The sequence below is a fragment of the Stutzerimonas azotifigens DSM 17556 genome (genome assembly GCF_000425625.1).
GTDB classification, from domain to species: Bacteria; Pseudomonadota; Gammaproteobacteria; order Pseudomonadales; family Pseudomonadaceae; genus Stutzerimonas; species Stutzerimonas azotifigens.
Window position 1 is genome coordinate 1 of the sequence record NZ_AUDU01000040.1, and the last position, 16,346, is coordinate 16,346.

A 16,346-nucleotide genomic window follows, 5' to 3' on the forward strand; every position below is an offset into this window, starting at 1 on the left:
GGTCGAGACCCACAAGAGCATCGCCCCGAGGTCGGGCCTCCCACAAAAGCAAGCGGTGCTGCACCGGACCTGTGGGAGGCGCGCCCTCGCGGCGACATCGCCGGCCAAGCCCAAGCCCAAGCCCAAGCCCGAGCCCAAGCCCATGCACCGCTCCCACGCAAAGAAGGCGGTTGTGGAAGTGGGGTGAGCGCAGCGAGGCCCCAACGAACGAGACACCCGGCGACGCCTTAGTCATCTCGTAGCTGCCACACTCCGGCATTACTGCGCCCAGTTCTGCGGCAGGTTGATGAAATCGACCAGCTCCCGCAGGCGGCCATGGTCGCGTCCGTTGAACATGAAGATCAGGCGCGGCAGGGTCTGGAGCTCGGGCTCGTCCTGCTCGGCGTCGGCTCCCGCCACCTGCCGGAATCCATCTTGCAGGCAGAGGTCGGCGAACCGCTCGTCCAGGGCCGCGAGCGCTCCTTCGGTCAGGCGTCGGTTCATGCGGATGGCGAACAGGTCCTTGAGCCAGCGGCTGGAGTGGTAGTTGCCGTAGAAGGTGGCGATTTCCTCGGCGGCCGCCTCGGCACTGTCGACCAGGCGAATCAGCCGCAGGTCGGTAGGCAGGATGTAGCGGTTCTCCTGCAGCTGGTGGCGCACGAACGTCAAGGCCTCGGCCCAGTAGCTGCCGCCGGGCTGGTCCATCAGCACCACCGGCACCAGTGGGCTCTTGCCGGTCTGGATGAGCGTCAGCACCTCCATGGTCTCGTCCAGCGTGCCGAAGCCGCCGGGGCAGAGCACCAGGGCATCGGCCTCCTTGATGAAGAACAGTTTGCGTACGAAGAAGAAGTGGAAGGACAGCAGGTGGTCGCTGCCGTCGACGGTCGGGTTCGCGTGCTGCTCGAAGGGCAGCGTGATGTTGAGCCCGATGCTGTTGTCCAGCCCGGCGCCTTCGTGGGCCGCGGCCATGATGCCGCCGCCGGCGCCGGTGATCACCATCATGTCGTAGCGCGCCAGGGTCTCGCCGAGCTGCCGAGCCTGGGCGTACAGCGGGTGCTCGATGGGCGTTCGGGCGGAGCCGAACACGGTGACCTTGCGCCGCCGCTTGAAGGGCTCCAGGCGGCTGAAGGCGGACTCCATCTCGCGCATCGTCTGCAGCATGATCTTGGCGTCCCAGCGGCTGCGGTCGGCCTGTGCCATGCGGATCACCGTGAGCAGCATTTCCCGGTACAGCGGCAGGTTGGGGCTGTCATCCGGCGCGACCAGGGCGACGAGTTCGTCGAGCTTGCGCGACAGGTCCGCGCCGCTGGTCTTGAAATGGCGTGACAGGTACTCGTCCGGTTCGAACGGCATCGGCTTCTCCTTGTGCGGCCGCTTTGACTGAGCGCCGGGCCCGTGGGGCGACGGGTCGAGGCTTGACGTCCGTCGGGCCGGCGGCATGGCGGCCGGGCTAGCTCAGAGTTCGATGCGCTGGCCGGGTTCCGGAATGTTCGTCGCGAGGCCGAGACGTCGCTGCAGGGCCTCTTGCAGGGCGACCATCTTTTCACGTTCTCCGTGCACCAGGTAGAGCGCGGGCGGCACGTGGAAATTCGCGACCCAGTCGATCAACTGGCTCTGCCCGGCATGCGCGGAGAAGCCGCCGAGCGTGTGCACCCGGGCTTTCACCGCGATGCGCTGGTGCAGCAGCTTGACGCTGCGGGCACCGTCGACGATCGCCCGGCCGAGCGTGCCGCTGGCCTGGAAGCCGGCGATCACCAGATGACATTCACGGCGCCAGAGGTTGTGCTTGAAGTGGTGCAGGATGCGTCCGCCGGTGCACATGCCGCTGCCGGCGATGATGATCACGCCGCTCTTGAAGCGGTTGATCGCCATGGATTCCTCCGGTGTCGGCGTGGTGCGCAGGATCGGCAGCCAGGCCTCGACGTGCGGCTTGCTGCCCTTGAGCGCGGCCAGGTCGACCGGGTCGAGCTGCTGGTAGAAGCGCGAGTAGATGGCGTTGGCGCCGATCGCCATGGGGCTGTCGAGGAACACCGCCTGCTGTGGCACCCGGCCGGCCCGGTAGAGCCGCCCAAGGTGATAGATCAGGTCCTGCGTGCGGCCCACGGCGAAGGAGGGAATCAGCACGTTGCCGCCCTCGCGGTCGGCCTGCGCCAGCACGTCCGCCAGTTCTTCGATGGTCGCCTGCTGATCGCGGTGGTCGCGGTCGCCGTAGGTGGATTCGAGCAGCAGCGTGTCCGCCTCTTCGATGATGGCTGGCGGCCGCATCAGCGGCGAGTTCTCGTTGCCCAGGTCGCCGGAGAACACCAGGCGACGGCTGCCGGCGCCGTCGCCGACCTGCACCGCGACGATCGCCGAACCGAGGATGTGCCCGGCGTCGTGGAAGGTCACGCGCACGCCCGGCGCCGCCTCGAAGGTCACGCCGTAGGCATGCGGGCTACGCCGTTCGAGCATGCGTTCGGTGTCGGCGCGGGTGTACAGCGGCTGGATCGGCGGTTTGCCGATGCGCGCGCGCCACCTGTTCTCCCACTCGGCATCCTTTTCCTGCAGGTGCGCCGCGTCCAGCAGGATCAGGCTCAGCAGTTCGGAGGTGGCATCGGTGACATGGATCCGCCCGCGGAAGCCGGCGGCCACCAGCCGCGGGAGTAACCCGCTGTGGTCGAGGTGGGCGTGCGACAGCACCACGGCATCGAGTGTCTTCGGATCGAAGGCGAACGCCGCGCGGTTGTGCTCGGCATCGGCACGGCGGCCCTGGTAGAGGCCGCAGTCCAGGAGCACACGGACGCCCGTGTCGGTTTCGAGAAGGTGGCAGGAGCCGGTCACTTGCTGAACGGCGCCGAGAAAGCAGAGGGAGGCCATGCCAGGTTCCTTGTGTGGACTGCGTCCAGCATGCCGCAGACCCTCCGGGGCGGGCTTGATATGGGTCAGCTTGCGGTCGGGCTGGGGCAACTAGACTAGTCGCGAGCCCACATCCTGCCCGGAGCGCCCGATGACTCAGCTACTGCCCAGCCGCGCCGAACTCGACGCACACGCCGCGGCCTCGCCCGCCTTCGCCGCCTGGCAGGCCGGCTACGGCCCCTTCCAGCACACCGACGAGACCCGCGCGGCGGTCTACCGGATGGCCCACCAGCTGGTGCAGGCCGGTCTGCAGCCCTCGCTCGACGAGGTCTACCTGACGCTCCAGGCGCTCGACCGGCTGAGCTGCGCGGGCCTGCGTCTGGTGGTGCACATGACCTATGCTCGGCGCCTGCATCCGGATGGCGGACCGCTCGAGGCGGAAGATTTCAAGGACGAGCCCGAGGGCCACACCGGCGGGGCGCTGAACATGGTGCCGGCCTATGCCGGCTACCTCGCCCTCAACGCGCTCACCGGCCAGACCCGCGGCTGGCTGATGGGACAGGGGCACTGCGTGGCGGCGATCGAGGCGCTGAACGTGCTGACCGGCAACCTCCACGAGGAACAGCGGCGCTACGCCGAAGGGCAGGCCGGGCTGGAGCGGCTGCTGCAGGACTTCTACAGCTACGAGCAGGATGGCGCCGGGCGCCCGGCGGCGCCGCTAGGCAGTCACGTCAACCCGCACACCGCCGGCGGGCTGGCCGAGGGCGGCTACCTCGGTTTCGCCGAGCTGCAATACGCGCACATGCCGTTGCCGGGCGAAACGCTGGTGGCCTTCCTGTCCGACGGCGCCGCCGAAGAGCAGCGTGGCAGCGACTGGATTCCGCGCTGGTGGCGCGCGGAGGACTGCGGGATCGCCCTGCCGGTGATGATCGCCAACGGCCGGCGCATCGAGCAGCGCACCCAGCTCGGCACCCACGAAGGGCTGGAAGGCTTTCGCCAGCACCTGGCGCGCTGCGGATTCGACCCCATCGCCATCGACGGCCGCGACCCCGCCGCCTTCGTCTGCGCCTTGTGGGACATGGAGCAGCGGCTGGCGCACCGGATCGAGGACAAGGCCCGGGGGATTCTCCATTACCCCTTGCCGATCCCCTACGTGGTCGCCGAGACTACCAAGGGCTTCGGTTTCTACGGCGCCGGCAGCAACGCCGCGCACAACCTGCCGCTGCCCGGCAATCCGCGCCGCGATGCCGAGGCGCGGGCGCTGTTCAACGAGCATGCCGCGCGCCTGTTCGTCCCCGCCGAGACGCTCGCCGAAGCCTGCGCGCGGCTGAACAACCACCGCCAGGGCCGCCCGCTGGAACGGGACAATCCGCTGGCCGACCGGCGCCCTGCCGAACCGGTGCTGCCGGCGCTGCACTACCGCGACGAGGCCTGTTCGCCGATGGCGGCGGTCGATCGCTTTTTCGTCGAGCTGACCGCCGCCAACCCGCAGTTGCGGCCGCGCGTCGGCAATCCGGACGAGCTGGCCAGCAATCGCCTCGGCGGCGTGCTCAGGGCGCTGCGGCACCGGGTGGTGGAGCCGGAAAGCGAGCTCGAGGCGGTGGACGGCAAGATCATCACCGCGCTCAACGAGGAGGCGGTGGTGTCCGCCTGCCTGGCCAACCAGGGCGGGCTCAACCTGGTCGCCAGCTACGAGGCCTTCTGCGTGAAGATGCTCGGTGCGGTACGCCAGACGCTGATCTTCGCCCGCCAGCAGAAGGAGGCGGGGCGGCCCGCCGGCTGGCTGGGCTGGCCGCTGATCGCCACCTCGCACACCTGGGAGAACGGCAAGAACCAGCAGTCGCACCAGGACACTACCTTCTGCGAGGCGCTGCTGGGCGAGATGAGCGACGTCTCGCGGGTGCTGTTCCCGGCCGACCACAACAGCCTGCTGGCGCTGCTGCCGTCGATCTACCAGCGCCGCGGCGTGCTGTCCTGCGTGGTGGCGCCCAAGCGCGAGCGCCCGGCGGTGTTCGACCGGGAACAGGCCGAGCGGCTGGCGCGCGACGGCGCGATCCTGGTCGAGGAAGCCGCGGGTCGGGGCGCGTTGCTGCTGATCGCCAACGGCAGCTACCAGCTGGGCGAGATGCGTCGGGCGGCCGAGCGCCTGCGCAGCGCGGGCTGCGCCTATCGGCTGGTCTATCTGCAGGAGCCGGGACGGTTCCGTTCGCCGCGCGACGACTGGGAGCGCCAGTCGCTGGCCGAACCGGAGCGGGTGGCGGAGCTGTTCCCCGACCGCTTCCACAAGCGCGTGCTGCTCACCCACATGCGCCCCGAGGTGGCGCGCGGACATCTGTGGCCGATCCTGCCGGATATCAATGCCACCGCCGTGCTCGGTTATCGCAATCGCGGCGGCACCCTGGACGTGGCCGGGATGCAGTTCGCCAACCGCTCGACCTGGGCCAACGTGCTGGCGGCCTGCGCGCGCCTGCTGGGGCTGCCGCGCACGGCCCTGCTGACGCCGGCGGAAGCGGCGGCGGTGGCCGGCAAGGGGGATCCTACGGTGCTGCGCTGAGGCGCCGGCGTCACTGGCAGTCGTTCGCCGCGAAGCGCTCGCTGGTGATCGGCTGCTCGGACTGGTACTCGCTGAATTCGTAGCGCAGGGTCGCGCCACGCGCCATCAGCTGGCGAAAGCCTTGGTTGGCGCAGACGCTTTCGGCGAGCTGGCGGCGCACCACGTCGGGGTTGTCGCGCATCATCGCCGCCTGCCGCGGCTGCACGGCGATATGGTTGACCAGGACGTTGCCGTCGACGGTGTAGCCGCGGTCGAGCAGGTTCTCGTTGATCGCTCGCGGCGTGCCGACGCTGCTTTCGCGGGCGACGCGCTCGAGCAGCTGGCCCAGCTCGTAATCCTTGAGCGTCTGCGCCTGCAGGGCAGTGCTGGCCAGGCAGGCGGCCAGCAGGAGGGTCCGACGGATCATGCATTTCTCCTGACAGGGTATGGCGCGTTCGACCCATCGGCCCCTGTGCGGTTCAGTCCGGCCGCGCTGCGCGTTCGGCACAGGGGCGGCGCGCTGCTAGACTGGCCGGCCCTCCGTCGACCGTTGCCGATCCATGTCCCATGCCGTAGCCCGTCTGCGCGACGAGCGCCTGGCCCGCAGCCTCAAGCCCTTCCACGCGCGCGGTTCGCGCACCCTTCGCTGCCTGCGCTGCCGTGTAGCGGCCAGCCACTGCCTGTGCGCCTGGCAGCCGCAGGTGACGGCCCAGGCCGGAGTCTGCCTGCTGATGCACGACATCGAGCCGCTGAAGCCGAGCAATACCGGCTGGCTGATCGCTGACGTGGTGCCGGACACCCGGGCGTTCGGCTGGAGCCGCACGGCGGTGGACGCCGGGCTGCTGGCGCTGCTGGCCGATCCGCAGTGGCAGCCGTACCTGGTGTTTCCGGGCGAGTATGCCGGCGCCGAGCGGGTGGTCGAGGCGGTGGCCGTCGAGCCCGGCCGCCGGCCGCTGTTCGTGCTGCTCGACGCCACCTGGACCGAGGCGCGCAAGATGTTCCGCAAGAGTCCCTACCTGGACCGGCTGCCGGTGCTCAGCCTGTCGCCCGAGGCATTGTCGCGCTACCGCCTGCGACGCTCGAAGCGTGGCGACCACCTGTGCACGGCGGAAGTGGCCGCGCTGTGCCTCGAACAGGCCGGCGATCATCGGGCGAGCGCGGCGCTGGATGCCTGGCTGGACGTCTTTTCCGACCACTACCTCGCCGCCAAGACCCATCGCGTGCCGGACCTGCAGGACGCCGCGCACCTCCGCCTCGCCGGCTTTCGCGCTCAGTGCTGAGCCGGCGCCCGCCCGTCGGCCAGCGGCAGGTTGGCCGGGTCCGGGCTGATCGGCTGCGGATGCGTCTTCGGCCACAGCTGGGCGGCGAGCATGCCGGCGAACATCAGCCCGCAGCCGAGGTAGCCGCGCAGGCTCAGGCTCTCGTCGAGGAAGAGGGCTCCGGCGATCGCCGCGAACACCGCCTCCAGCGAGAGGATGATCGCCGCGTGCGAGGCGATCGCATGGCGCTGGGCGACCACCTGCAGGGTGTAGCCGACGCCGACCGCGAACACGCCGCCGTAGATCAGCGACGGGCCGGCGCGCAGGATCGCCTCCAGGTGGATTTCTTCCAGCGCCAGGGCGATCAGCAGGCTGGCGATCGCGCAGGTGACGAACTGCAGGAAGGCCAGCCGGATGGCATCGTGCCGGCTGACGAACACGCCCACCAGCAGCACGTGCAGGCCCCAGACCACCGCGCCGACCAGCTGGATCCAGTCGCCTGGCGCCACCTGGAAGCCGTCGCCGATGCTCAGCAGCGCCATGCCGGCCACCGCCAGGGCGCAGCCCAGCCAGGTGCCGGCGCCGGTGCGCTGGCCGATGCACAGGCCGAGCAGCGGCACCACGATCACGTAGAGCCCGGTGATGAAGCCCGAGTTGGTCACGCTGGTGAACAGCAGGCCGACCTGCTGCAGGTTGATGCCGAGCGTCAGCGCCACGCCCATCAGCACGCCGCCGACCAGCAGGCCGCGTTGCAGGAAGGGCTCGGTCCGGGCGCCGCCGCGGCTCTGCCAGAGCAGCAGCGGCAGCAGGGCCAGCGCGCCGAGGGTGAAACGCAGGCCGGTGAAGAGGAACGGGCCGATGTCATCCATGCCCACCCGCTGGGCGACGAAACCCGAGCCCCAGATCATGGCGGTGATCAGCATCAGCAGATCGGCACGCAGGGCCTGGCTTCGCATGGCGGCGCTCGCAGTCGAAAAGGGGCGCAGACTTTGCCGCAAAGCGAATGGCTTGACCACTCATTCCAGCCTCGGCATGCTTGCGCCGCTCTCCTTCTTTCTCGTCGGATGGCGGAACGGCGCGGGATTGCGGTTTCAGCCTCGGGCGCGCAGGCGCCTGCAGAGATCGTTGGGCAGGCCCTAGGGTGTGCCCGGCAACAGCCGAGCGCTCATAACAAGAAAGGGAATTGCCATGGCCGCATACGAAATCCTCATCGCCGACGACCATCCTCTGTTTCGCAGCGCCCTGCAGCAGGCCCTGACCCTTGGGCTCGGCCCGGACGTGCGGCTGGTGGAAGCCGCCAGCATCGGTGAACTGCAGGCCTGTCTCGAAGGCAGCGATGCCTGGGACCTGGTCCTTCTCGATCTGAACATGCCCGGCGCCCATGGCTTTTCCGGCCTGGTCTCGCTGCGCGGGCAGTATCCGCACCTGCCGGTGATGATGATCTCCGCCCAGGAAGAGGCCGCGGTGGTGGCCCGTGCCCGGGAGTTCGGCGCCAGCGGCTTCATTCCCAAGTCCAGTTCGCTGGAAACCATACAGGCTGCCGTGCGCGCGGTGCTCGACGGCGACGTCTGGTGGCCGACCAGCACCGATGCCGACGCGGGCCTGAACGATGAGACGAAGGCGGTCAGCGCCGGCCTGTCCAGCCTCACGCCGCAGCAGTTCCGCGTGCTGACCATGGTCTGCGACGGCCTGCTGAACAAGCAGATCGCCTACGAGCTGAACGTCTCCGAGGCGACCGTCAAGGCACACGTGACCGCCATCTTCCGCAAGCTCGGGGTGCGTACCCGGACCCAGGCGGCGCTGCTGCTGCAGCAGATGGAAGCGATTCCCGGGGCCTGACCGGGCCGCTCAGGCGATCGGCGGCAACACGATCTCGTCGCTGCGGCGCACGCCAGCGGTGAAGGCGCGGCAGCCGTCGATGAACTCGCGCATGGCCGGCGTCTGGTACTTCAGCCGGTGCCAGATGAAATAGAACTGCCGCATCAGGTCCAGCCCGGGCGTCTGCACCGGCACCAGGCTGCCGCGGCGGAAGGCGTCGCGCAGCGCCAGGCGCGAGATGCAGCCGATGCCGAGCCCCGACTCCACCGCGCGCTTGATCGCCTCGGTATGCTCGAGTTCCAGGCGCACGTTGAGCAGGCTGGTGTGGTGACGCATGGCGCGGTCGAAGGTCAGGCGCGTGCCCGAACCCTGCTCGCGGAGAATCCAGGCTTCCCGGCCGAGCCGTTCGATGCCCACGTCGCCCTCGGTGGCGAGCGGGTGGCCGGGGGCGCAGAACACCACCAGCTCGTCCTCGACCCAGGGGTGCACCTCGATGTCCGGATGGTTGCAATCGCCCTCGATCAGACCCAGGTCAATTTCGTGCTGGGCGACCTGATGCACGATGGTCGCGGTGTTATGCACGTGCAGCTTCACCCGGCATTCGGGATGCCGCTGCATGAAGCTGCCGATCAGCAGCGTGGCCAGGTAGTTGCCGATGGTCAGGGTGGCGCCTACGTCCAGCGAGCCGAAACCGGTGCGGCCGTTGAGCAGGTCCTCGATCTCGCGCGCCTGGTCGAGCAGGGCGACGGCCTGGGGCAGCAGTTGCCGGCCGAGCGCGTTGAGGCTCAAACGCTTGCCCGCGCGGTCGAACAGGCGGCAGCTGGATTGCCGCTCCAGTTCGGCGAGCGAGGTGCTGGCCGCCGATTGCGACAGCGACAGGTATTCCGCCGCGCGGGAGACGCTTTCGTGCTGGGCGATGGCGACGAAGACCTGCAGTTGTCTGAGCGTAAAGTGCATATCGATATAACCGATTTTGGATATCTCAATAATCTGATTAACAGATAATTGGCGCCACTATAAACTGTGCGCCACGCTGCCTGCGAATCGGCACGAATCATTAGAGGAACGAGACGAGCATGAGCAACCTGAATGTCGAGCGGGTTCTGAGCGTCCATCACTGGAACGACACCCTGTTCAGCTTCAAGACCACCCGCAATCCCGGCCTGCGGTTCGAGAACGGCCAATTCGTCATGATCGGTCTCGAGACCGAGGGTCGGCCGCTGATGCGCGCCTATTCCATCGCCAGCCCGAACTGGGAGGAGCACCTCGAATTCTTCAGCATCAAGGTGCCGAACGGCCCGCTGACCTCGCGCCTGCAGCACCTGCGCGAAGGCGACCAGATCATGGTCAGCCGCAAGCCCACCGGTACGCTGATCCTCAGCGACCTGCTGCCCGGCAAGCACCTCTACCTGCTGAGCACCGGCACCGGCCTGGCGCCCTTCATGAGCGTCATCCAGGACCCGGAAACCTACGAGCGCTTCGAGAAGGTGGTGCTGATCCACGGCGTGCGCTACGTCAGCGAAGTCGCCTACGAGCACTTCATCACCGAGCTGCTGCCGCAGAACGAATTCTTCGGCGATGCGGTGAAGGAAAAGCTCATCTACTACCCGACCGTCACCCGCGAGCCGTTCCGCAATCAGGGCCGCCTGACCGACCTGATGCGCAGCGGCAAGCTGTTCACCGACATCGGCCTGCCGCCGATCAACCCGCAGGACGACCGCGCGATGATCTGCGGCAGCCCGAGCATGCTCGACGAGACCAGCGAAGTGCTGGACGGCTTCGGCCTGAAGATCTCGCCGCGCATGGGCGAGCCGGGGGATTACCTGATCGAGCGTGCCTTCGTCGAGAAGTGACCAGGTCGCTTGCGAGCATCGATCAAAGGCCGTGCATTGCACGGCCTTTTGTTTTTCGCCTGACGTAGGTTGGGCTTCGCGCTGCGAAGCCCAACGCGCGAAGAATCGTGCCATCGCAAGAGGCTGGCTGGGCATCGTTGGGCTTCGTCTCACGCGACTCAGCCCAATCTACGCCAATCCTTGGCATGCCCGCGCATGGCTCAGAGAAAGGGCGCACAGCACTTCTTGAACTTCGCCCCGCTGCCGCAGGGGCACGGGTCGTTGCGCCCGGCATCCAGCGGCACGCTCGGGTCGATGAAATACCAGCGGTCGTCATGCTGGACGAAGGCCGAGCGCTCGCGGTGGGCGTGTTCGCCGGTGCCGTCGTGCCAGCGCGCGACGAAGGTCACCAGGGCATGCTCCGGCTTGCCGCCGAGCACCAGGCTCTGCTCGACCTCCAGCCCCAGCCAGGTGCTGGCGTGGCTCCAGTGCCGCATGGCCTCGAGGTCGAGGCGGGCCTGCTGCGCCGGCAGCGTGGTGGCCGCGAGGTAGTCGATCAGCCCCAGCACATAGGCGCTGTAGCGCGAGCGCATGAGCGTCTCGGCGCTCGGCGCAGGAGTGCCCGCATGGTAGTGTCCACAGCAGGCGGCGAGGCTGTCGCCGCTGCCGCAGGGGCAGTTGACGGACTCCGGAATCGCGGAGGCGCTCATGGGCTTACCACCAGTATTTGCCGTAAAGATGCGGATTGGCCCAGAACTTGGCGTTCAACCAGTCCGGAACCTGCTTGTATTGCAACAGGTCGTAGGTGAAGAGGGTCAGCGTCTGATCTTCACGCTGGAAACGCTCACTGGCCTGCAGGGCCAAGGCGTAGAGGTCCGTGTGTCGCCAGTTGGCGGCATCCAGATCGACGAGCACGGCCATGCGGTTGGCATTGAGGTTGCGTATGCCGCCCAGCAGTTGCAGGCCGTCTCGTTTGGGGAGATGCTCAAGGCAATCCGCCACCAGGGCCAGGTCGTAGCGTTGGCCGGCCAGGTCGGCGGGGAGGGGCACGGTTTCCGTACGGTCCAGGTGACTGTCGGGATGGGCCCCGGCGAAGGCATCGAGCGCAGGCAGCTCGCTCCGGCCGACACAGAGCACCCGGCTCGGGGCGTATTGCTCGAGCAGGGCCGCCAGGGCCTGCTGGGGCGAGCGTGATGAGATGGTGTCAGTCAATCGATGATCCTCGCAGAGGTCTTGAGACTAGCGTGGAGCGGCCCGACGGCCTAGCCCCCGATGTACCCAGAGCCGGCGTCTGGCGTTACGAAGTGGCGGTTCTGACCGATCCCAACCAGGAGGTTTAAACCAATGAGTGCTTTACGGACAGCAGTACCCCTGATTGCCATGACCGGCATCCTCGCAGGATGCGCTGGCGTGCAGAAACAAGACTGGCCGACCTGCGCCGCCGTCGGCGGCGTGACCGGCGCCGCGCTCGGCGCGATAGAAAGCTCGACCTACACCGGCTATGGCGCGCTGATCGGCGCCGGCGTCGGCGCGGCCTACTGCTGGGCCAACGGCACCGAGGAGCAGATGGAAACCGTCGCCGTGGCCGAAGAACCGGTCGCCGTGACGCCCGTCCAGGAGCCCGAACCGGCCGCCGAGCCGGTGCGCGTGGAACTGGACGTGCTGTTCGACTTCGACAGCGCCCGGGTCCGCGAGGAAAGCTACGCGGAAATCCAGAACGTCACCGACTTCATGAAGCAGTATCCGGAGACCAGCACCACGGTCGAAGGGCACACCGACTCCATCGGCACCGATGCCTACAACCAGCGCCTGTCCGAGCGTCGCGCCAGCGCGGTTCGCGACGTGATGGTCAACCAGCATGGCATCGAGAGCAGCCGCGTTCGCGCGGTCGGCTATGGCGAGTCGCGCCCGATCGCCGACAACTCCACCGATGCTGGTCGCCAACTGAACCGCCGCGTCGAGGCCGAGGTGGAAGCCACTCCGCAACGTTGAGGCAAGCGGAAACCCCGAGAAGCCGGGCCCGAGCGCCCGGCTTTTTCATGGGCGCTCAGAAATGCAGGCGGGCGGCGGCGATCGCCACCACCACCAGCCCGGTCAGCAGGTTGAAACCGACCAGCCGGCGTATCCCGGCGAGATCGGCCGCGGCCTCGCTCCACAGTTCGGCCGCGGTATGGCGCGCCAGCTGCGGCAGGTTCAGCAGCCGCACGCGCAGGAACAGCGCCAGCATCACCAGGTACAGCCCGGCCATGACGTGGACATAGCGCGGCGCCGAGGCGAAGCCGCCGAAGTGCATGTGCAGCATGCCCATGCCGGTCACCGGCAGCACGATCACCGCGACCCACACCCAGACGAAGAAGCGCTGGAACACCGCAACCCACAGGCGCAGACGTTCCGGCGCCTGCAGCGTGCCGGCGGCCACCGGTCGCAGCACCATCCAGGCGAAGAACATGCCGCCGACCCAGAGCAGGGCGGCCAGTACATGCAGGGTGTAGGGCAGGGCATAGATCGTCATCTGGGAAACTCCGGGTGGCGGTGGGGAAAACGCGCGCTATCATAGCCGCCCGCGATACTACTGAAAATTTATACAGCCACGCGCCCATGCTCAGCACCGAACTCAAGTCCCAGATCCAGGGCGCCTATTCCCGCTTTCTCGAGGCCAAGGGGCTCAAGCCCCGCTATGGCCAGCGGCTGATGATCGCCGAAGTGGCCAAGGTGCTCGGCTCGATCAAGCCCAACGACGAAGGGCACCGCGAAGGCGAGCCGGCAGTGGTGGCGGTGGAGGCCGGAACCGGCACCGGCAAGACGGTCGCCTACAGCCTGGCGGCGATTCCGGCGGCCAAGGCGGCCGGCAAGCGGCTGGTGATCGCCACCGCGACCGTGGCCCTGCAGGAGCAGATCGTGCACAAGGACCTGCCCGACCTGATCCGCAACAGCGGGCTGAACTTCAGCTTCGCCCTGGCCAAAGGACGCGGCCGCTACCTGTGCCTGTCGCGCCTGGACATGCTGTTGCAGGAAGGCGAGGCGCAGAACGCCACCGCCCAGCTGTTCGAGGAGGAGGGCTTTCGCCTGGAGGTCGACGAGGCCAGCCAGAAGCTGTTCACCCGGATGATCGAGAAGCTGGCCGGCAACCGCTGGGACGGCGACCGCGACAGCTGGCCGGAAGCGGTCGAGGATGCCGACTGGGCGCGCCTGACCATCGACCACAGCCAGTGCACCAACCGGCACTGCCCGAACTTCCAGCAGTGCGCCTTCTACCGCGCCCGCGAGGGCATGACTAAGGTCGACGTGATCGTCACCAACCACGACATGGTGCTGGCCGACCTCGCGCTCGGCGGCGGCGCGGTGCTGCCCGATCCGCGTGAAACCCTCTACGTGTTCGACGAAGGGCATCACCTGCCGGACAAGGCCATCGGTCATTTCGCCCATTTCACCCGGCTGCGCTCGACCGCCGACTGGCTCGGCCAGACGGAGAAGAATCTCACCAAGCTGCTGGCCCAGCATCCGCTGCCGGGCGAACTCGGCCGGCTCGTCGAGGCCGTTCCGGAGCTCGCGCGCGAGCTGCGTACGCAGCAGCAGTTCATGTTCACCGCCTGCGAGCAGCTCGCCGACTTCCGCGCCGGCGAGGACATGGAGGGGCGCGAGCGCCCTCGCCACCGGTTCGTCGGCGGCGTGGTGCCCGAGCACCTGCGCGATCTCGGCGTGGAATTGAAGAAGGGCTTCGCCAAGCTCACCGACCTGTTCACCCGCCTCGCCGAACTGCTCAAGCAGGCCATGGATGGCGAGGCCGGCGTCGGCATCGCCAGCCATCAGGCCGAGGAATGGTACCCGCTGTTCGGCAGCCTGCTGTCCAGGGCACAGGCGAACTGGGAGCTGTGGACCGCCTTCACCGTCGAGGACCCGGAGGACAGCCCGCCCATGGCGCGCTGGCTGACGCTCGCCGAAAGCGGGGCGCTGTACGACATCGAGGTCAACGCCAGCCCCATCCTCGCCGCCGAGACGCTGCGGCGCAGCCTGTGGAACGTCGCCTATGGCGCCCTGGTGACCTCGGCGACCCTCACCGCGCTGAATACCTTCGACCGTTTCCGCATGCGCGCCGGGCTGCCCAAGGCCGCGGTGACCGCGGTGGTGCCCAGCCCCTTCCACCATGCCGACGCCGGCCTGCTGCGGGTGCCGGACCTGCGCGCCGATCCGCGCGACGCCGCCGGACACACCGCGGCGATCGTCCGCGAGCTGCCGGCGCTGGTGGAGGGCACGCGCGGGACCCTGGTGCTGTTCTCCTCGCGGCGGCAGATGCAGGACGTGTTCGACGGGCTCGACCGGGAATGGCGGCGACGCGTGCTGATCCAGGGCAACCTGTCCAAGCAGGAGACGCTGAACAGGCACAAGGCGCGGGTCGACGAGGGCGAGCCGAGCGTGCTGTTTGGCCTGGCCAGCTTCGCCGAGGGCGTGGATCTGCCCGGCGCCTATTGCGAGCACGTGGTGATCGCCAAGATTCCGTTCGCCGTGCCGGACGATCCGGTGGAGGCGGCGCTGGCCGAATGGATCGAGGCGCGCGGGGGCAACCCGTTCATGGAAATCGCCGTACCGGACGCCTCGCTGCGGCTGATCCAGGCCTGCGGGCGCCTGCTGCGCACCGAGCAGGACCGCGGCACCATCACGCTGCTGGACCGGCGCGTGGTGACCCAGCGCTATGGCAAGGCCATCCTCAACGCGCTGCCGCCTTTCCGCCGCGTCATCGACTGAGCGGGTTCGCCTGCGCGACGGCAGCCGGCCTGCACGTGGCTGTTCCCTTGTCCCTGCGCAATTGAAACAATGCGGCCCTTTCGTTCGACGACAGAGGCGGTAGCAGTGCAGATCCAGGGATATTTCGATCTTCGTTTCGAAGCGGTCAGGGAGGCCTTCGCCGGCCTGTTCGCCGAGGGCCGGCAGCGCGGCGCCGCGGTCTGCGTGCAGGTCGGCGGGGAGACGGTCGTCGACCTGTGGGCCGGGATGGCCGACAACGACGAGCAGCAGCCCTGGCATGCCGACACGCTGGTCAACCTGTTCTCCTGCACCAAGACCTTCGCCGCGGTCGCCGCGCTGCAGCTGGTCGAGGCCGGCAAGCTGGAGCTGGATGCGCCGGTCGCCCGGGTGTGGCCGGAGTTCGCCGCCAACGGCAAGGGCGGAATCACCCTGCGTCAGCTCCTCAGCCATCAGGCCGGGCTGCCGGCCATCCGCACTGCGCTGCCACCCGAAGCGCTCTACGACTGGGACAGGATGACCGCCGCGCTGGCCGCGGAGGCGCCCTGGTGGACGCCCGGGGAGGCGCATGGCTATGCGGCCATCACTTACGGCTGGCTGGTCGGCGAGCTCATCCGCCGGGTCGACGGCCGCGAGCCCGGGGCCGCCATCGTCGAGCGCACCGCTCGTCCGCTGGGGCTCGATTTTCACCTGGGGCTGGCCGATAGCGAGTTCGAGCGTGTGGGGTACCTCACACGCATGAAGAACAATTTCGGGGATGATGCGGCCAGGCGGCTGTTCCAGGCCATGACCGGCGATCCGCGGTCGATGACGGCGCTGGCGTTCGGCAATCCGCCGTCGATTCTCAGCAGTGGCAACAAGCCCGAATGGCGGCGCATGGCGCAGCCGGCGGCCAACGGGCACGGCAACGCGCGCTCCCTGGCCGGCTTCTACAACGGGCTGTTGCAGGGGCGGCTGCTGGACGATGCCCTGCTCGACGAGATGACCCGCGAGCACTGCATCGGTGTCGACCGCACGCTGCTGACCTCGACGCGTTTCGCGCTCGGTTGCTGGCGGGACCAGCCGGATGTGGCCAATGCCACCTTCGGCATGGGACCGCTGACCTTCGGGCACCCGGGCGCCGGCGGCTGCATTGGTTTTGCCGACCCGGAACGGGAGGTGGCGTTCGGTTTTGTCACCAACACGCTCGGCCCCTATGTGCTGATGGACCCGCGGGCTCAGTTGCTCGCCCGAACGGTGGCACGCTGTGTGGGGTGAACCGCTCGTCGTTTTCGATGGGCAATGCTTTGCGTATTAAGGGCTTGCGTCCAGAATTTGAGACTGTAACTAAGGTTCGGCACGTTAATGGCC

The 16,346-nt window shown here is 68.2% G+C and carries 16 protein-coding genes; 8 read left to right on the forward strand and 8 right to left on the reverse strand.

Translation table 11 applies throughout. From position 1 onward, the window contains the following. Nucleotides 1-187: hypothetical protein (locus tag H610_RS25900; protein ID WP_236614266.1), on the forward strand; the 187-nt coding region annotated here is incomplete at its 5' end. Between the two features lie 71 nt (nucleotides 188-258). Here the strand turns inward: H610_RS25900 and H610_RS0103920 are convergent. Further along, nucleotides 259-1,332, reverse strand: coding sequence for an LOG family protein (locus tag H610_RS0103920; protein WP_028238468.1), 1,074 nt, complete (start codon nucleotides 1,330-1,332; stop codon nucleotides 259-261). Between the two features lie 102 nt (nucleotides 1,333-1,434). Then, the gene (locus H610_RS0103925) at nucleotides 1,435-2,835 is read right to left on the reverse strand and encodes an MBL fold metallo-hydrolase RNA specificity domain-containing protein (protein ID WP_028238469.1); all 1,401 of its coding nucleotides are present in this window, start codon (nucleotides 2,833-2,835) and stop codon (nucleotides 1,435-1,437) included. Nucleotides 2,836-2,965: 130 nt separating this feature from the next. On the opposite strand from H610_RS0103925, the gene H610_RS0103930 reads away from it, so the two are divergent. Beyond that, nucleotides 2,966-5,368: a phosphoketolase family protein gene (locus H610_RS0103930; RefSeq protein WP_028238470.1), complete on the forward strand. Its 2,403-nt coding sequence runs from the start codon at nucleotides 2,966-2,968 to the stop codon at nucleotides 5,366-5,368. Nucleotides 5,369-5,378: 10 nt separating this feature from the next. On the opposite strand, the gene H610_RS0103935 is transcribed toward H610_RS0103930, so the two are convergent. Next, nucleotides 5,379-5,774, reverse strand: a complete 396-nt coding sequence (locus tag H610_RS0103935) for a PA3611 family quorum-sensing-regulated virulence factor (protein WP_028238471.1) — start codon at nucleotides 5,772-5,774, stop codon at nucleotides 5,379-5,381. A 133-nt stretch (nucleotides 5,775-5,907) separates the two neighbouring features. On the opposite strand from H610_RS0103935, the gene H610_RS0103940 reads away from it, so the two are divergent. Then, nucleotides 5,908-6,627 carry a tRNA-uridine aminocarboxypropyltransferase gene (locus H610_RS0103940; protein WP_028238472.1) on the forward strand — a complete coding sequence of 240 codons (720 nt, stop codon included), beginning with the start codon at nucleotides 5,908-5,910 and terminating at the stop codon, nucleotides 6,625-6,627. On the opposite strand, the gene H610_RS0103945 is transcribed toward H610_RS0103940, so the two are convergent. Then, nucleotides 6,618-7,562 (reverse strand): DMT family transporter, encoded by a 945-nt coding sequence (locus H610_RS0103945; RefSeq protein ID WP_028238473.1) that lies wholly within the window; start codon nucleotides 7,560-7,562, stop codon nucleotides 6,618-6,620. The two genes, H610_RS0103940 and H610_RS0103945, sit on opposite strands and share 10 nt — an antisense overlap. 232 nt (nucleotides 7,563-7,794) lie before the next feature. Between H610_RS0103945 and erdR the strand changes: the two genes are divergently transcribed. Next, on the forward strand, nucleotides 7,795-8,445 hold the full coding sequence (gene erdR / locus H610_RS0103950; protein ID WP_028238474.1) for a response regulator transcription factor ErdR: 651 nt from the start codon (nucleotides 7,795-7,797) through the stop codon (nucleotides 8,443-8,445). A 9-nt stretch (nucleotides 8,446-8,454) separates the two neighbouring features. Here erdR and H610_RS0103955 read toward each other — a convergent pair whose 3' ends face one another. Continuing rightward, on the reverse strand, nucleotides 8,455-9,381 hold the full coding sequence (locus H610_RS0103955) for a LysR family transcriptional regulator (RefSeq protein ID WP_028238475.1): 927 nt from the start codon (nucleotides 9,379-9,381) through the stop codon (nucleotides 8,455-8,457). A gap of 119 nt (nucleotides 9,382-9,500) precedes the next feature. On the opposite strand from H610_RS0103955, the gene fpr reads away from it, so the two are divergent. Next, nucleotides 9,501-10,277: a ferredoxin-NADP reductase gene (gene fpr / locus H610_RS0103960; protein ID WP_028238476.1), complete on the forward strand. Its 777-nt coding sequence runs from the start codon at nucleotides 9,501-9,503 to the stop codon at nucleotides 10,275-10,277. A gap of 200 nt (nucleotides 10,278-10,477) precedes the next feature. Here the strand turns inward: fpr and H610_RS0103965 are convergent, their stop codons facing one another. After that, nucleotides 10,478-10,966: a YchJ family protein gene (locus H610_RS0103965; RefSeq protein ID WP_028238477.1), complete on the reverse strand. Its 489-nt coding sequence runs from the start codon at nucleotides 10,964-10,966 to the stop codon at nucleotides 10,478-10,480. Nucleotides 10,967-10,970: 4 nt separating this feature from the next. After that, complete coding sequence (locus H610_RS0103970) at nucleotides 10,971-11,468, reverse strand: DUF6231 family protein (RefSeq protein WP_028238478.1); 498 nt, start codon at nucleotides 11,466-11,468, stop codon at nucleotides 10,971-10,973. Nucleotides 11,469-11,636: 168 nt separating this feature from the next. On the opposite strand from H610_RS0103970, the gene H610_RS0103975 reads away from it, so the two are divergent. Then, entirely contained in the window at nucleotides 11,637-12,248 is a 612-nt protein-coding gene (locus tag H610_RS0103975; protein WP_028238479.1) for an OmpA family protein, read from the forward strand. A gap of 55 nt (nucleotides 12,249-12,303) precedes the next feature. Here the strand turns inward: H610_RS0103975 and H610_RS0103980 are convergent, their stop codons facing one another. Then, the gene (locus H610_RS0103980; protein ID WP_028238480.1) at nucleotides 12,304-12,768 is read right to left on the reverse strand and encodes a CopD family protein; all 465 of its coding nucleotides are present in this window, start codon (nucleotides 12,766-12,768) and stop codon (nucleotides 12,304-12,306) included. Nucleotides 12,769-12,854: 86 nt separating this feature from the next. On the opposite strand from H610_RS0103980, the gene dinG reads away from it, so the two are divergent. Continuing rightward, nucleotides 12,855-14,999: an ATP-dependent DNA helicase DinG gene (gene dinG / locus H610_RS0103985; RefSeq protein WP_028238481.1), complete on the forward strand. Its 2,145-nt coding sequence runs from the start codon at nucleotides 12,855-12,857 to the stop codon at nucleotides 14,997-14,999. Between the two features lie 105 nt (nucleotides 15,000-15,104). Continuing rightward, nucleotides 15,105-16,253: an EstA family serine hydrolase gene (locus H610_RS0103990; protein WP_028238482.1), complete on the forward strand. Its 1,149-nt coding sequence runs from the start codon at nucleotides 15,105-15,107 to the stop codon at nucleotides 16,251-16,253. Nucleotides 16,254-16,346 lie beyond the last annotated feature (93 nt).

Coding starts and splice junctions, on each gene's coding strand:
- H610_RS0103980 (WP_028238480.1), bottom strand. CDS start 12,768: ATGACGATCTATGCCCTGCCCTACACCCTGCATGTACTGGCCGCCCTG.
- H610_RS0103925 (WP_028238469.1), bottom strand. CDS start 2,835: ATGGCCTCCCTCTGCTTTCTCGGCGCCGTTCAGCAAGTGACCGGCTCC.
- H610_RS0103935 (WP_028238471.1), bottom strand. CDS start 5,774: ATGATCCGTCGGACCCTCCTGCTGGCCGCCTGCCTGGCCAGCACTGCC.
- H610_RS0103945 (WP_028238473.1), bottom strand. CDS start 7,562: ATGCGAAGCCAGGCCCTGCGTGCCGATCTGCTGATGCTGATCACCGCC.
- erdR (WP_028238474.1), top strand. CDS start 7,795: ATGGCCGCATACGAAATCCTCATCGCCGACGACCATCCTCTGTTTCGC.
- dinG (WP_028238481.1), top strand. CDS start 12,855: ATGCTCAGCACCGAACTCAAGTCCCAGATCCAGGGCGCCTATTCCCGC.
- H610_RS0103975 (WP_028238479.1), top strand. CDS start 11,637: ATGACCGGCATCCTCGCAGGATGCGCTGGCGTGCAGAAACAAGACTGG.
- H610_RS0103930 (WP_028238470.1), top strand. CDS start 2,966: ATGACTCAGCTACTGCCCAGCCGCGCCGAACTCGACGCACACGCCGCG.
- H610_RS0103965 (WP_028238477.1), bottom strand. CDS start 10,966: ATGAGCGCCTCCGCGATTCCGGAGTCCGTCAACTGCCCCTGCGGCAGC.
- H610_RS0103940 (WP_028238472.1), top strand. CDS start 5,908: ATGTCCCATGCCGTAGCCCGTCTGCGCGACGAGCGCCTGGCCCGCAGC.
- H610_RS0103955 (WP_028238475.1), bottom strand. CDS start 9,381: ATGCACTTTACGCTCAGACAACTGCAGGTCTTCGTCGCCATCGCCCAG.
- H610_RS0103920 (WP_028238468.1), bottom strand. CDS start 1,332: ATGCCGTTCGAACCGGACGAGTACCTGTCACGCCATTTCAAGACCAGC.
- fpr (WP_028238476.1), top strand. CDS start 9,501: ATGAGCAACCTGAATGTCGAGCGGGTTCTGAGCGTCCATCACTGGAAC.